Here is a 13,573-nt window from a genome sequence, read left to right as displayed (position 1 = left end):
ACCTACGCTGGGCAGTCCGGGCAGGCTCCTTGCCCGAGATCGTCGCGGATCCAGCGATGGATTGCTTGAGCACATGCGTCGTGGTCCGCGAGCACGACGGGCTTATAGATGTGGCCGACAAGGTCCGTCGGCATGGCCGGCACACTTGTGTCCCGCAGAATCGCACACCTGCGTCCCGACATCAGCATGCCGCCGATCTCGATCAGCACATTGGAATTCAGCGCCTCGCCGGGCTTGTCGAGGAGAACAATCGCGTACTTCGAGGCCCACATGTAGGTGACGACGTTCGCCCAAAGAGTGTCTTCCCTCATCGCGTCGCTGGCCACAAGGAGACGGAGATCATGGCCGGCGGTGACCTTCTGGAGAACCGGGATCAGTCCAGCGACAGCATCGTCGAGGGTCTTGGGGAAGCGTGTGATCAGCATGATGTTCTGCTCAAACGGCGAGTCCTCCAGGAGGTGCGCAAGTCCACCAACCGGCCCCATCGGTCCGAGGAACGGGGGGATCAAGGCATGGCGCCGGTCGCCCAGCTCGGACCCCGCGTACTGTCCGGCAGCGAGATCGAGCAGATGCGACGGGATCCGCAACCCCTCGGCGCTCAGCTTCTCCTCTCCGGCCGGCGTCAGGGCCCACGTGTCGGCCGTCGGGCGCATCAGTAATCCCTGAGCACGCAGCCGGCCGAGACTCGAACTCGGGTTGGTGACGGCCGGCAGCCGAAGCTCCACAAACAGGTCCGCAACCTGACGCGTGGTAAAGATGCCCGCCTCCGACCGCGTGGCCGCAAGCCCGCTCACAGACAGAACCTGGAGCGGCCCACGGAGCGCCTGGAGGCGTAGCCGTACACCGCCGCCAGCGGCATCATCACTGCGTCCGCCGGTCACGAGTCACCGCTGGTCAAACTCTTGATCAGCTCAGCGACCTTCTCCAAGCCCGACCTGGTGATCTTCAATTCTCGTCCCTGCCCTCGACCGCGCAGGACCGCCACGGTGTCCAACTGCTGGATCGCCGAGGCAAAGTTGGCGCTGTCGAGCCGGCCGTAGTCCTGCACGATCGGGCGGAGGACGTTGGCTGAGGTCCACTCCTCAATGCCGGCGATTTGGCGAGCGGCCGCGACCAACTGGGTCAGCTGCCGGGCGCCTTCTGCCTTCCCGGAAGCGACCTTCTTCGACGAGATGACCAAGGCAGGTTCGCCATCTTGAACGTCATACACCAGCTCCAGTGTCTCTCGGTCCAGCCCAAACACCGAGCTCATCTTGTCGAGAACGTCCGCCTCGCCCGCCACCGCAGGCGGACCAGTCATTCGATCGCGCGCGGCCGGCGCATGCAACGAGGCTGCCGAAACTGCCGCAGGAGCGTGCATTGATAGCCTGGCTTGAAGCACGGCTTTGAGGATGATCCGCCTGTCATCACCCGACGCCTCCAGGGCGTTCACATCCTCCAGAGCAGCTCTGGCGGCCTGGCGGATTTCATCGCCTGCATCATCCGCGGAATCTGACATGGTGATCTTCTCCCTTCCATGTTCCTTGAACGACTTCAGCGTACTCCGATCCGGCAGTCGGTCAAATCCCTATTGCGACATGCTTTGGAATCTGCACTGTCATCCGCACAACTTCGGGGCTTTGCTACCTCTGGTTGCCACCGGACCCGGATAGCGTATCAATTGACATGTCCGCATAGTTGTCGACCATATGCTCGCATCTAAATTCCATCTTCCGAAATAGCCCTCTGAGCTGCGGTTATAGCGGACATATAGGGCTTGCCATATCTATCACATGCTACTGAGTGTCCTCGCCACGGCGGCGAGCTTGCTAGGCCGCATCCTCGGGGCGAGACACTCGCCGTTCCGATCTCAAATCCAGCGCTCGTGATGTCCGTCGGCCGAACTAGCGAGGCGTTGGGAGCTCCCTGACCGACGCCTTCACACATTCTTGGTCGCCGTACCCGATCTCGGAGAAGCGGATCCGGAAGGCGTTGGCGGACAGCTAGGAGTCGAGCAGCCTGCGGGCGTGGCGGTGGACGGCCGCGCGGAGTTCGGGTGGGTCGAGGATCTCGAACGGCCAGTAGAGGCGGATGACCCCGGAGACGAGGGGTCCTAGCTCGTTGGCCGCGAAGCGGACCTCGCAGGTGGTCGCGTCGATCGGATCGACCACGCCCTGGCTCGGCGGAATCATCCGGGCGACCGTGGCGGCATCGGCGTGGACGCGGACCCGGCCGACGATGTCCCACGGCGCGACTCCGGTGCCTTCGGCAACTAGTGCGACCGGGTCCGGCGGGTCCTCGAACCGATAGCGGGAGCCGGTCAGGACGGGTTCGGTGATGCGGTCGACGCGGAAGGTGCGCCAGGCCTGGCGATCGCGGTCGCGGGCGACGAGGTACCAGCGGCGGCCGGTGTGCACGATCTGCAGCGGCTCGACACTGCGCTCGGACTCGCTGCCGTCGTGAGTGCGGTAGCGGAACCGGATCCCTTCGACATGACGGCAACCGGCAGCCAGGGTGACCAGCACCTCGCCGTCGACCTGCGGCAGCTCGCCCTGTGGCAGCTGGGTCGTATGCGCGCCGATGGCCGCGACTCGCTCCTGGAGCCGAGCGGGCAGGACCTGATGGAGTTTGGCCAGCGCCGAGATCGCCGCCTCCTCGACACCCGACACGGTGGTGGTCGTCGCGACGCGCAGGCCGACCGCGATCGCGACGGCCTCCTCGTCCTCGAGCAGCAGCGGTGGCAGCCGGCCACCCGGCCCGAGGCGGTAGCCGCCGCCGATTCCAGCCTCGGCCTCGACCGGGTACCCGAGCGAGCGCAGCCGCGTGACATCGCGCCGTACGGTCCGAGGCGTGACGGCGAGCCTGTCCGCGAGCTCGGCGCCGTCCCATTGCGGACGCGACTGGAGCAAGGACAGCAGGCGGAGTAGCCGGGCTGCGGTATCCATCAATTTCTATTCTTACCCGACCTGCGGACCGATCCTGTCCGCAGGTCGTCCTACGGTGGCCATATGACGACGCTTTCGCAAGATCTTCTGGACCTGTCCGACTTCGCCTGGCAGCGGCTGCGGGACCGGGTGGAGGGCCTGACCGACGACGAATACCTCTGGGAGCCGTTCGAGGGGTGCTGGTCGATCCGGAAGACCGAGACGGGGTACATCGCCGACGGCAGCCCGTTCGCTCCGGAGCCGGCCCCGTTCACGACGCTGGCGTGGCGGATCACCCACATCGTCGACATCCTCCAGGAGGACCGCACCGCCACCTGGTTCGGGCACCAGCCCCTTGCCGAGGACGGCCAGCCGCCTGTACCGGCATCCGCGGCTGACGCTCTGGCCGCTCTGGACCACGCGTACGCCGTCTGGCGTGGACGCCTCGCCGCACTCAGCCCCGAGGACCTCGCCCGGCCGATGGGCGAGGTTGCGGGACCGTACGCCGAGCACGCGGGCAGCTCGTTCGCCCTGCACATCCTCGATGAGCTCATCCACCACGGCGCCGAGGTCGGCACGGTCCGCGACTTCTATCGCGGAGTACGTGCCGAGGACCCGTTCGCGGCCGCCCTCGCCGGCGAGATCACGCCGGCCGAGCGTCCGGCGCTGCTCGCCGAGGCAGCGGCGGCGCGGCGGTGGGAGGTCGTGCCTCAGTTAGCCGGCCTGGGCTTTGGCATCAGCGAGCGAACCAAGAGCGGGGCCACTGCCGCGCATGTGGCGGCCGGGACCGGCGAGCTGGATTCGCTGCGATTCCTCGTCGAGCACGGCGCGGATCTGACGTTGACCGATCCGCGGTTCGGTGCCGACGTACTCGGCTGGGCGAACTGGGGCCAGCAGGCGGACGTCGTCGCGTACCTGGAATCGCTCTAGGGCACGAACGCGCGCTGCGAGCGGCGGCGGAAGTCGCGGGGCGGGAGGTCGTGCGCCGCGGTGAACGTGCGGGTGAAGTACGACTGGCTGGTGAAGCCGCAGCGGGTGGCGATCGCGGCGATGGAGGTATTGGTTGCCGCTAGCAAGGATGCGGCGTGTTCGAGGCGGAGGTCGGTGACGAAGGCGGTCGGCGTCACGCCGTACGACGTGCGCATCGAGCGGGACAGGTGGGCAGGGCTGACGCCGGCGAGTTCGAGCAAGCGGGGTACGCCGCCGCGGAGGTTCTGCTCGGCGCGCATCGCAGTACATGCTCGCGCCAGCCAGTCCGGCACGCTGGGGGCCGCGGTGTCGACCGGTGCGAGCAGCTCCATCAGGTCGATCCAGAAGCGCATTAAGTCGTAGGAGCTCGGGTTGTCCTGGAAGCGGGTCAAAGCCTGTTCGAAGACGGCGATTGCGGCCGGTTGGTGAAAGGTGATCGGGCCGCGGGACGACCAGGTCGCGGTGCGGGTCAGGTCGAGGAAGCCTTGCCAGATCGAGCTCGGGAAGGCGACGTTGACGAACTCCAGTCCGTCAGGCGTCGAGCCGCGAACCGCGTGCTGGTCGCTCGGCCGGACCAGGACCACGTCACCCGGGCGGAGCTGCTCGACGCCGGTGGTCAGCAGGTGTTCGCCGCTGCCCGACACGACGCCCATGAACTCGTGGAAGTCCGCATGGGTGTGCAGTTCGGTGTCGCGGGAGCGGGCCAGGATCCGCACCCGCGCCGCGTGGTACGGCCGGCCGAACGCGTGCGCCTCGAACCGCAGTACCTGACTCACGTCAACACAGTACAAATTCTCGTCAGACCATTGCTAGTACGCCGGTTCGCCCGGACCGCACGCTGGAGACATGTTCGAAACAGACGGCTACGTCATCTTCCGCGACGTCATCGATCAAGAGCTGATCAAGGAAGTGAACGATCATGTCGAATGGCTGCAGGCCCGGCATCCCGACGTACGGCCCGAGCAGCTCGGGCATGTGTATCTGCGCGACGACCCGTTCTGGGTGCGGCTGGTGAGCGACGACCGGCTCGTCGACATCGCCCAGCGGTTCGTCGGGCCGGACATCGCGCTGTTCGCCTCGCACTACATCTCCAAGCCGCCGTACTCCGGTCAGCCCGTGCTGTGGCATCAGGACGCGGCATTCTGGCCGCTGGACCCGATGGAGGTCGTGACGCTGTGGCTGGCCGTCGACCACTCGACGCCGGAGAACGGATGCGTGCGGGTCATCCCGGGGAGCCACCTGTCCGGGGTGGAGGGGATGCGCGACAACACCGACGTCGAGAGTGTGCTCGGCAAGGAGATCGCGGTCGAGGTCGACGAGGCCCAGGCGGTCGACATGGTGCTGGCGCCGGGCGACGTCGAGGTCCATCACCCGAACATCGTCCACGGCAGCAACGCGAACACGTCGCCGAACCGGCGCTGCGGGCTGACGATCCGCTACATCCCGACGTCGACGCGGATCACGGACGCGGAGACGCCGTACCCGAGCGCCTTCCATCTGCGCGGCGAGCCGGGGGTGAACAGCTACCAGCCACGGCCGAAGTACGACGAGGGGCGGCACTTCCCGTTCACGGGGAGCAGCGCCTGGTCCTGAACATGCGAAGGCCCGCCCCGGCTGGGGCGGGCCTTCGACGGGTTATTCGAGGCAGATCCGGAACGGGTGGCCCGCCGGGTCGGCGTAGATCCGCCAGCCACGCGCGTTCTCCGCGGGCGGCGGATCCAGGGGGTCGAGCGGCTCGGCGCCGAGGGCGACCACGGTCGCGTGACCGCTCGAGAGGTCCTCGACGATGAGGTCGAGATGGAGATCTTGCGCGTCGGCGCCGGGCCAGGTGGCCGGCACGTACTGCTCCGAGCGCCGGAAGGCCAGCGTCGAGAACCCGAGCGACGAGCCGGGGCCGGTCAGGCTCCGCCAGTCGTCGTCACCGTTCTCGTCGATGTCCAGCCCCAGCAGCGCCGAGTAGAACTGGGCGAGCTCGAGCGGGTCCGGGCAATCCAGCACCACCGAGCCGAGCCGCCCGGCAGTACTGCCCGGCTGCTCTGCCACCTGCGTCATCTGTCCTCCACAATCTGTTGCGTCAGCCTGCTTCCCGGTACGGGGCAGGCCCGGCCAGGTCCCTCTGGTCGGAAGGCCCGGCCGCCTACGATGACAGGTCGAGGGGACAATTCGCACCTTTCGACACGCGTTCTCGACCAGTGAGCCGATCGCTGACAGTGAAGGTTCGCTCTCGCTACCACTAAGACTGCAGTACGGCGGTAGCGCGACGGCGCTCGCCCAGCTTGCGGATCTTCGCCCGCGTCCCGCAGTCCTCCATCGCGCACCAGCGGCGGGAACCGTTCCGGCTGCGGTCCAGGAACAGCCAGCCGCAGCCGCCGTCGTCGACCGGACAGGCGCGCAACTGCCGCAGCTCGACCGTCCGCACCAGCTCGACCGCCGCGACCACCAGGCGGTCCGGGATGAGCTGCGCCGGCGACGTACCGACGACCAGCTCCGCGACGCCGCGCTCCCGGTCCGCGCCGGGGATCAGCATCGAGCGGGCAGCGGCCGCGGACCAGCGCAACATCAAGCGCTCGAAGGCGGATCCCTGGCTGCGCTTGACTCCGTCTATCGCGATGACGGCACCAGCTGCACGCGGCGCGAGCACGTCGTACGTCGCCTCGCGGATCTCCAACGTCGCACCGAGTGCCTTCGCGGCCAGCTCCGGGGCCGAGCGCCAGGTGCCTTCGATCGCGCTGTGATCGCGCAGGTCGATCAGCCCGATCCGGCGGCTCCAGTCGAGCAGTTCGGCCGGCGAGGTGAGGTAATCGTGCTCCACAGCGCCGCCTCGCAGGCGCGGGGTGACCGTGTTCACCAGATCGAGGGCAGGATGCCCGCCCACGATGCGAAATTCCGCATGAGAACTGTCGATCATGGATGAGATGCTACCAGCATCACACCTTTTACCGGGATCAGGTGACCTCATGCCCCTCTCGTCCCGCCGAGCCACCGCCGCGCTGGTGTTCCTCGGCGTCTCGACGTTCTCCTTCGTCACCATCGAGGTGCTGCCGATCGGGCTGCTGACCGTGATGGCCGACGATCTCGGCCGGTCGCGCTCCCAGATCGGTCTCCTCGTCACCGGGTACGCCGCCGTCGTCGTGCTCGCCTCCATCCCACTGGCCCGGCTGACCACCCATCTCCCCCGCCGGCTGGTGCTCGGCGGCACGCTCGCCGTCCTCACTGTTGCGACCGCGCTCTCGGCCGCGGCCCCGACGTACGAGGTGCTGTTCGGTGGGCGGCTGGTGATCGCGATCTCGCAGGCGCTGTTCTGGTCGATCGCGCCGCCGATCGCGACCAGCCTGTTCCCGCCGGAGCTCCGCGGCCGGGTGGTCGCGCGACTCGCGATCGGGACGGCGTTGGCGCCGATCCTCGGGATCCCGTTCGGCACGTGGCTCGGCGAGCAGGCCGGCTGGCGGGTCCCGTTCGTCGTGATGGCAGTGCTCGGCGCGGTTGCCTGCATCGGGATCGTGACGCTGCTGCCGCGCACCGAGGTCCAGGACAGTCCGTCGCGTCGCGGCAGCGCCCCGGACCTCCGCGGGTACGTCATACTGCTCGTCGCCGCCTCGATCGGAGTCACCGGCTTCCTGACGTTCAACACCTACGTCACGCCGTTCCTGCTGGACATCACCGGCTTCTCGACCGACGCGCTCGGTCCGATGCTGCTGGCCAGCGGTGCGGGCGGGTTCGCCGGCACGCTCATCGCCGGCCGCGTGCTCGATCGGTATCCGTGGGGTACGGTCGTCGTCCCGTACGGGGTCCTGACCGTCGGGTTGATCGGGGTGTTCGCTCTCGGAGAGCTGAAGGTGGCGACGGTCGCGCTGATCGCGCTGATCGGGCTGTCGTTCAGCGGGCTCGCGGTCGCGGTGCAGAGCCGGACGCTGCAGATCGCTCCCGGCAGCACCGACATCGCGTCGGCCGGAGCCAGCTCGGCGTTCAACGTCGGCATCGCCGCCGGCGCGTTCGTCGGCGGCGCGCTGATCGACCACACGACGGTCCGCAGTGTCGCGCTCGCCGGTGGGCTGCTGACCGCCATCGCAGCGCTCGTGATGCTGTGCGAGCCGTGGCTGGCCCGCCGCCGGCCGTTGATGGAAGAGTCCGACCATGACCGCAGGGTTTGTGAAGAGCTGGCCTGACGCGCCACCAGACTTCTTCGCCGTCGAAGCAGCAGGTCTGCGCTGGCTCGCCGTGCCGGAGGGTGCCCGAGTAGCCGAGCCGCTTGACGTCTCCCCCACCCAGCTGACGACGACGATGCTGCAGCCCACCCCGCCGACCGATGCCTTGGCCGAGGACTTCGGTCGGCGGCTGGTCGTCACCCACGACGCCGGAGCGCGGCACTACGGCGTACCGCCGGATGGGTGGGACGGCGACGGCTACATCGGCACGATCGCGTTGCCGCACGCAGCCGAGCCGGTGAAGTCGTGGGGCGAGTTCTACGCCAACCTGCGGCTGCGGCCGTATCTGCGGGCTGCGGGCATCCACCTGGAGGTCTTCGAGCGGCTCTGCGGTCGGCTGGAGGCAGGCGTGTACGACGATGCGTCCGACGTACCGTCGCGGATCCACGGCGACCTGTGGTCGGGCAATGTGCTGTGGACGGCGGACGGAGTACATCTGATCGACCCGGCCGCGCATGGCGGACACCGGGAGACCGACCTCGCGATGCTTGGCCTCTTCGGGTTGCCGAAGCTCGAGCGGGTGCTGCGGGCGTACGACGAGGTCCATCCCCTCGCGGACGGCTGGCGGGATCGGATCGGGCTGCATCAGCTGCACCCGTTGCTGGTCCACGTGGTGCTGTTCGGCGGGGGCTATCTGGCGCAGGCGACGGCTCTTGCCAAGAAGTTTTGAAGGGACTTGACGAATAATGTGGGGACGCCAACACTTTCGATCATGATTCCGCAGCCCACGGCCCAGCAGGCGCTGGCCGATGAGACGTTCCTGCTGGCGGCCGACGCCACGATCGGCCTCGACGATTCCTCTGCCCAGCTGACCGCTGACCGGTTCGCGGCGCAGCTCCGGCGCTCCACCGGATACGACCTGCCGGTGCAGGACGGGGCCGGCACGATCACGCTGTCCGTCAACGGCCCGGAGTCGTTGGGTGCCGAAGGCTACGAACTCCGCGCCTACGCGTCCGGCGTCACGATCACTGCAGCCACCGCCGAGGGCCTGTTCCGCGGCGTCACCACGCTCCGCCAACTCCTGCCCGCCAAGGCCGAGGCCGACAGCCAGCAGGACGGCCCGTGGGAGATCGCCGGTACGACGATCTCCGACTCCCCGCGGTACGAGTACCGCGGGATGATGCTTGACGTCTCCCGGCACTTCTTCACCGTCGACCAGGTCAAGCGCGTCATCGACCTGCTCTCGCTCTACAAGATCAACCGGCTGCACCTGCACCTGTCCGACGACCAGGGTTGGCGGATCCAGGTGGACTCCTGGCCGAACCTCACCGCGCACGGGGGCAGCCTGCAGGTCGGCGGCGGCGAAGGCGGCTCGTACAGCGAGGCGGAGTACGCCGACCTCGTCCAATACGCCGCTGAGCACTACATGACCGTCGTCCCGGAGATCGACACACCCGGCCACACGAACGCCGCGCTGGCGTCGTACGCCGAACTGAACAAGGGCGACCAGGCGCCGGAGCTCTACACCGAGACCGAGGTGGGCTTCAGCTCGTTCGCGATCGACAAGGACGTCACGTACGCGTTCCTGGACGACGTGTTCCGCGAGGTGGCCGAGCAGACACCCGGCGAGCTCCTGCACCTCGGCGGCGACGAGGCGCACTCGACCGAGCACACCGACTACCTGACGTTCGTGGCCAAGGCGACCGAGCTGGTCGTCAAGAACGGCAAGCGGGTGATGGGGTGGCACGAGATCGCCGACGGGCCGCTGCCGGCCGACACCGTCGTGCAGTACTGGGGCACCGAGGACCCCAAGGCCCAGGTGCTCGCGCAGAAGGCGGTCGAGCAGGGCGCGACGCTGGTGCTCTCCCCCGCCAACCGGGCATACCTCGACATGAAGTACGACGCTCAGACGCCGGTCGGCCTCGACTGGGCCGGACTGGTCAGCGTGGAGCAGTCGTACAGCTGGAACCCGGCCACGCTGGTCCCAGGTGTGCCGGCGAGCGCGATCATCGGCGTCGAGGCGCCGCTGTGGACAGAGACCGTCGACGACGTGAGCAAGATCGAGTACCTGGTGTTCCCGCGGTTGCCGGGCATCGCCGAGCTCGGCTGGTCGCAGGAGTCCGCGCTCGACTGGACGGCGTACCGCGACCGGCTGGCCGAGCAGGGTCCGCGCTGGGAGGTGCTCGGGGTCAACTTCTACCGGGCGCCGGAGATCGACTGGCGCTAGCTGCTGAGGATCCGGTCGAGCAGCCAAGCAGTGGTGGCGTCCACGTCCTGCTCGGCCACGGTGTGCTGCGTGGCGTCCTCGTCCTGGGCGTCACGCACCGCCAGCCGGTACACGTACCGGTCCGGCTGCGGCCGGCCGGAGCCGAGGTCCTTGGCGCCGAGCGCGCGGACCGCGTCCTCGAGCTCGGCGGCGTCGGGTTCACCGCTGGTGTCCAACTCGCCGTGCTTGGTCAGCCCGGCGAAGCCCCCGCTCCGGGTCACTGTCACGATCACGGTCGCCTCCTCCTCGCAGTACTGCACATGCCCGCGCGACACGCCGGGACGAACGATCAGAAAAATGCGCCCGCTACCCGGCGTGCCGGGCAATTGTCCTTCGTTGCCATCGTCCCGCACCCGTCGCCCGCTGCGAACCAGCAGGTCGGCGCGGGATTTCGGGTTCTGGAGCGGCTCCGGGAACCCCGCACAGGACCGACCACGTAGCGTAACGGCCCCTGACAATCAGCGACACGTGTTTGTGGTCACCCCTACCATCAGGCCGCAGAACGGCTACAGTTATGCCGTTGCAGTTTTGGACTCCCTGACTTTGCTGTGCTGCATGGCCGGTCTGTCGTCTGGGGCCTTTCGGCGACGCGTGATCCATGAGGTGTGGTTCACGGATTGTTATAAGCCATCGAGGAGATAGACAAATGGCTGTCGGTACTGTCAAGTGGTTCAACGCTGACAAGGGCTTCGGCTTCATCACCCCGGATGACGGTGGCGCGGACGTGTTCGCGCACTACTCGGCCATCCAGATGTCGGGCTTCCGCTCGCTGGACGAGAACCAGCGGGTCGAGTTCGAGATCACCCAGGGCCAGAAGGGGCTGCAGGCGGAGAACATCCGCGCGATCTGAGCAGTCGGATCACCCTTTCTTGAACCAGTAGAAGGGCCGTACACCGAATGGTGTGCGGCCCTTCCGCCTTTCCCGGTCTAATAGGACTGTGACCGACAGCCCGCCGTACAGCCGACCGGACGAGGACCCCGGTGAACGGCTCGACCGGCAATGGAACGAACTGCTCCAGGAACTCCGCCTGGCTCAGACCGGAACGCAGATCCTGTTCGCGTTCCTGCTCAGCATCGCCTTCCAGAACCGTTTCCAGGACGCCGACAGCTTCACCCACGACGTGTACGCCGTCACGCTGATCGCGTCCGCGCTGGCCGTCGGCCTGTTCCTCGCGCCGGTCTCGTTCCACCGCATCATCTACCGGCAGAAGCTCCGCGACCGGATGCTCCCGATCGCCAACCGGATGACCATCGCCGGCATGCTCTTCCTGGTCGTGGCCATCGCCGGCGGCGTCCTGCTCGCCGCGGACGTCGTCCTCTCCCGCCCGGTCGCGATCATTGTGGACGCCGTCGTGCTGCTGCTGTTCGCCGTCTTCTGGTACGTCGTTCCCGCGTGGGTCCGCCGGACTAACGCAGACGAGGAATGACCTCGGTCGCGATCTGCTCGAGCACGTCCTCGGAGCCTTCGTAGACGCCCTCTGCCCGCGGCCAGTGGGTGATGAGGTCGGTGAAGCCGAGAGCGGCTGCTCGGGTCGCGATCTCCTCGAAGGCGGCCGGGCTGGAGACGGCGTACTGCGCGCTGTCCATCGACAGGTAGCGGTCGAGGTGGCGGCCTTCGAGGTGGTCGTCGAGGCGGTGGCTGAGGTCGGCGAGGGAGGCGAACCAGGTGTCGAGGCTCGTTCTGTCGCCGCCGGTCGTCATCCAGCCGTCGCCGTGCTGGGCGGCGAAGCGGACCGAGCGCGGGCCGTTGCCGGCCAGGACGAACGGGACCCGCGGTTGCTGGATGCAGCCCGGCAGCGTGCGGCCGTTGCGCGTCTCGTAGTACTCGCCCTTGAAGTCGACGCCGTCGGTCGTCAGCAGGGTGTCCAGCAGCTTCACGAACTCCTCGTACCGGTCCTGCCGCTGCCGCGGACTGAGGTCCGGGCCGCCCTGGATGGTCGCGTCCAGGCTGCCGCCGGCGCCGATCCCGCAGACGAAGCGGCCGTCGGAGACGTCGTCGATCGCGAGGATGTCGCGGGTCAGCGCCAACGGATGCCGGAAGTTCGGCGACGTCACGAACGTCCCGAGCTTCATCGTCGAGGTGACCGTCGCGGCCGCCGTCAGGGTCGGCGTCGTCCCGTACCACGGTGAGTCCTGGAGACCGCTCCAGGTCAGGTGGTCGTAGATCCACGCGTGGTCGAACCCGTACTCTTCCGCCTGCCGCCACCGCCGTGCGGCGTCCTGCCAGCGGTACTCCGGCAGGATCGCAATCCCGAAACGCATGACCGCCACACTAAGGCGTCGGGAACGTGGCCAGCGAGCTGGTGCCGATGCTGCCGAGCCAGACCTTCCCGTCGCGCTCGCGGACCCCGGTCGGCATGTGGAAGCCGGGGTGCTTCGCGCGCAGGTCGTGGACCAGCGCGCCGGTCTCGTCGTACGCCTGGATCTCGATGATGTCCGCGGCCTTCGGCTTCAACGCGTCCGGGAGCGCCCAGACGATCTTGCGCAGCACCGGCGGCTTCGGCAACAGGAAGTCGAGTACGGCGTTGCGCGGCGAACCGACCGCGACCCAGATCAGCCCGTCCGACCCGCGTGCGATGTTGTCCGGCAGGCCCGGGATCGCCGCGATCTGCACGGGCTCGGCGCCCTCGGTCGTCAGGTCCAGCTTGTACAGGCCGTACGTCGCCGTCTCGGCCCAGAAGAGACTCTGGCGATCGCTGCTGAGCGCCACGCCGTTCGGGAAGGCGCGGCCGGTCGCCAGGCGGGTCAGCTCGCCGTCCGGCGTACGGCGGTACACGCTGCCGGTCGAGGAATGCTCCAGCAGATCGGCCATCCACTCGTCGATGCCGAACCGGGTCGAGGAGTCGGTGAAGTAGATCGTGCCGTCCTCGGTGACGTCCGCGTTGTTGCAGAACCGCATCGGGCGGCCGTCGATCTCGGCCAGCAGGGTCGCGATCCGGTTGTCCTTGTCGAGCGTCAGCAGGCCGCGGTTCGCGTCGCAGATCAGCACCTTGCCGTCGGGCAGCCATTCGAGGCCGAGCGGCCGGCCGCCGGTGTCGGCGAGGGTGCTGATGGTCTTGCCGTCCGCGCTGACGCGCAGGATGCGGCCGTCGTACAGGCCGGTGAGGACGCTGCCGTCGTCGTCGATCAGCGTGTCCTCGGGACCGGCGCCGGGCAGCGCGACCACGTCCACGTCGACGTTCTTCGGGTGCCGCACCGGCGGAGCGGGCGGCGGGGTCCAGCGCAGCGGCGCGATCGACGTCATGCCGCAGACCTTAGCGCGGTGCATCGATCCACTCACACAACGCCAC

Annotated in this window: 16 protein-coding genes; 7 read left to right on the top strand and 9 right to left on the bottom strand. The window is 68.0% G+C overall.

Annotation, left to right across the window (positions count from 1 at the left end; translation table 11 throughout):
* Positions 1 to 2: 2 nt before the first annotated feature.
* The 3 genes from ACFWUU_RS13520 to ACFWUU_RS13510 all read right to left on the bottom strand — a co-directional run bounded on the left by ACFWUU_RS13520 (position 3) and on the right by ACFWUU_RS13510 (position 2,924).
* Positions 3 to 794 carry a hypothetical protein gene (locus tag ACFWUU_RS13520; RefSeq protein WP_380175487.1) on the bottom strand — a complete coding sequence of 264 codons (792 nt, stop codon included), beginning with the start codon at positions 792 to 794 and terminating at the stop codon, positions 3 to 5.
* An 83-nt stretch (positions 795 to 877) separates the two neighbouring features.
* Positions 878 to 1,498, bottom strand: a complete 621-nt coding sequence (locus ACFWUU_RS13515; protein ID WP_380175485.1) for a hypothetical protein — start codon at positions 1,496 to 1,498, stop codon at positions 878 to 880.
* A 484-nt stretch (positions 1,499 to 1,982) separates the two neighbouring features.
* Positions 1,983 to 2,924: a helix-turn-helix transcriptional regulator gene (locus ACFWUU_RS13510; protein WP_380175483.1), complete on the bottom strand. Its 942-nt coding sequence runs from the start codon at positions 2,922 to 2,924 to the stop codon at positions 1,983 to 1,985.
* A gap of 63 nt (positions 2,925 to 2,987) precedes the next feature.
* Between ACFWUU_RS13510 and ACFWUU_RS13505 the strand changes: the two genes are divergently transcribed.
* On the top strand, positions 2,988 to 3,833 hold the full coding sequence (locus tag ACFWUU_RS13505) for a DinB family protein (protein ID WP_380175481.1): 846 nt from the start codon (positions 2,988 to 2,990) through the stop codon (positions 3,831 to 3,833).
* Here the strand turns inward: ACFWUU_RS13505 and ACFWUU_RS13500 are convergent.
* Entirely contained in the window at positions 3,830 to 4,648 is an 819-nt protein-coding gene (locus tag ACFWUU_RS13500; protein WP_380175479.1) for an AraC family transcriptional regulator, read from the bottom strand. The two genes, ACFWUU_RS13505 and ACFWUU_RS13500, sit on opposite strands and share 4 nt — an antisense overlap.
* Positions 4,649 to 4,718: 70 nt before the next feature.
* Here ACFWUU_RS13500 and ACFWUU_RS13495 point away from each other — a divergent pair, with 70 nt between their 5' ends.
* A complete protein-coding gene (locus ACFWUU_RS13495; protein ID WP_380175477.1) occupies positions 4,719 to 5,465 on the top strand; it encodes a phytanoyl-CoA dioxygenase family protein in 747 nt (248 codons plus the stop codon).
* 42 nt (positions 5,466 to 5,507) lie between these two features.
* Here ACFWUU_RS13495 and ACFWUU_RS13490 read toward each other — a convergent pair whose 3' ends face one another.
* Positions 5,508 to 5,924, bottom strand: a complete 417-nt coding sequence (locus ACFWUU_RS13490) for a VOC family protein (RefSeq protein WP_380175475.1) — start codon at positions 5,922 to 5,924, stop codon at positions 5,508 to 5,510.
* A gap of 181 nt (positions 5,925 to 6,105) precedes the next feature.
* Entirely contained in the window at positions 6,106 to 6,780 is a 675-nt protein-coding gene (locus ACFWUU_RS13485; protein WP_380175474.1) for a CGNR zinc finger domain-containing protein, read from the bottom strand.
* Between the two features lie 49 nt (positions 6,781 to 6,829).
* Here ACFWUU_RS13485 and ACFWUU_RS13480 point away from each other — a divergent pair, with 49 nt between their 5' ends.
* From ACFWUU_RS13480 to ACFWUU_RS13470, 3 genes are read left to right on the top strand one after another with little or no spacing between them, the layout of a single operon-like run.
* Positions 6,830 to 8,038 (top strand): MFS transporter, encoded by a 1,209-nt coding sequence (locus ACFWUU_RS13480; protein WP_380175472.1) that lies wholly within the window; start codon positions 6,830 to 6,832, stop codon positions 8,036 to 8,038.
* A complete protein-coding gene (locus ACFWUU_RS13475) occupies positions 8,007 to 8,747 on the top strand; it encodes a fructosamine kinase family protein (protein WP_380175470.1) in 741 nt (246 codons plus the stop codon). The genes ACFWUU_RS13480 and ACFWUU_RS13475 overlap by 32 nt, the downstream gene beginning before the upstream one ends.
* Before the next feature lie 42 nt (positions 8,748 to 8,789).
* Positions 8,790 to 10,244 carry a beta-N-acetylhexosaminidase gene (locus tag ACFWUU_RS13470; protein WP_380175468.1) on the top strand — a complete coding sequence of 485 codons (1,455 nt, stop codon included), beginning with the start codon at positions 8,790 to 8,792 and terminating at the stop codon, positions 10,242 to 10,244.
* Here the strand turns inward: ACFWUU_RS13470 and ACFWUU_RS13465 are convergent.
* Positions 10,241 to 10,516 (bottom strand): protealysin inhibitor emfourin, encoded by a 276-nt coding sequence (locus ACFWUU_RS13465; RefSeq protein WP_380175466.1) that lies wholly within the window; start codon positions 10,514 to 10,516, stop codon positions 10,241 to 10,243. The two genes, ACFWUU_RS13470 and ACFWUU_RS13465, sit on opposite strands and share 4 nt — an antisense overlap.
* 413 nt (positions 10,517 to 10,929) lie before the next feature.
* Here ACFWUU_RS13465 and ACFWUU_RS13460 point away from each other — a divergent pair, with 413 nt between their 5' ends.
* Both ACFWUU_RS13460 and ACFWUU_RS13455 read left to right on the top strand, forming a co-directional pair.
* On the top strand, positions 10,930 to 11,133 hold the full coding sequence (locus ACFWUU_RS13460) for a cold-shock protein (protein ID WP_134100749.1): 204 nt from the start codon (positions 10,930 to 10,932) through the stop codon (positions 11,131 to 11,133).
* A gap of 88 nt (positions 11,134 to 11,221) precedes the next feature.
* Positions 11,222 to 11,710 (top strand): DUF6328 family protein, encoded by a 489-nt coding sequence (locus ACFWUU_RS13455; RefSeq protein ID WP_137256837.1) that lies wholly within the window; start codon positions 11,222 to 11,224, stop codon positions 11,708 to 11,710.
* Here the strand turns inward: ACFWUU_RS13455 and ACFWUU_RS13450 are convergent.
* Together ACFWUU_RS13450 and ACFWUU_RS13445 are read right to left on the bottom strand one after the other, a co-directional pair.
* The gene (locus ACFWUU_RS13450; protein WP_380175464.1) at positions 11,691 to 12,545 is read right to left on the bottom strand and encodes an LLM class flavin-dependent oxidoreductase; all 855 of its coding nucleotides are present in this window, start codon (positions 12,543 to 12,545) and stop codon (positions 11,691 to 11,693) included. The genes ACFWUU_RS13455 and ACFWUU_RS13450 overlap by 20 nt on opposite strands.
* A 10-nt stretch (positions 12,546 to 12,555) precedes the next feature.
* On the bottom strand, positions 12,556 to 13,527 hold the full coding sequence (locus ACFWUU_RS13445) for an SMP-30/gluconolactonase/LRE family protein (protein ID WP_380175462.1): 972 nt from the start codon (positions 13,525 to 13,527) through the stop codon (positions 12,556 to 12,558).
* Positions 13,528 to 13,573 lie beyond the last annotated feature (46 nt).

The sequence above is a fragment of the Kribbella sp. NPDC058693 genome (assembly GCF_042715335.1).
In the GTDB taxonomy this organism is placed as follows: domain Bacteria; phylum Actinomycetota; class Actinomycetes; order Propionibacteriales; family Kribbellaceae; genus Kribbella; species Kribbella jiaozuonensis.
This window is presented reverse-complemented; position numbering and strand designations above follow the sequence as displayed.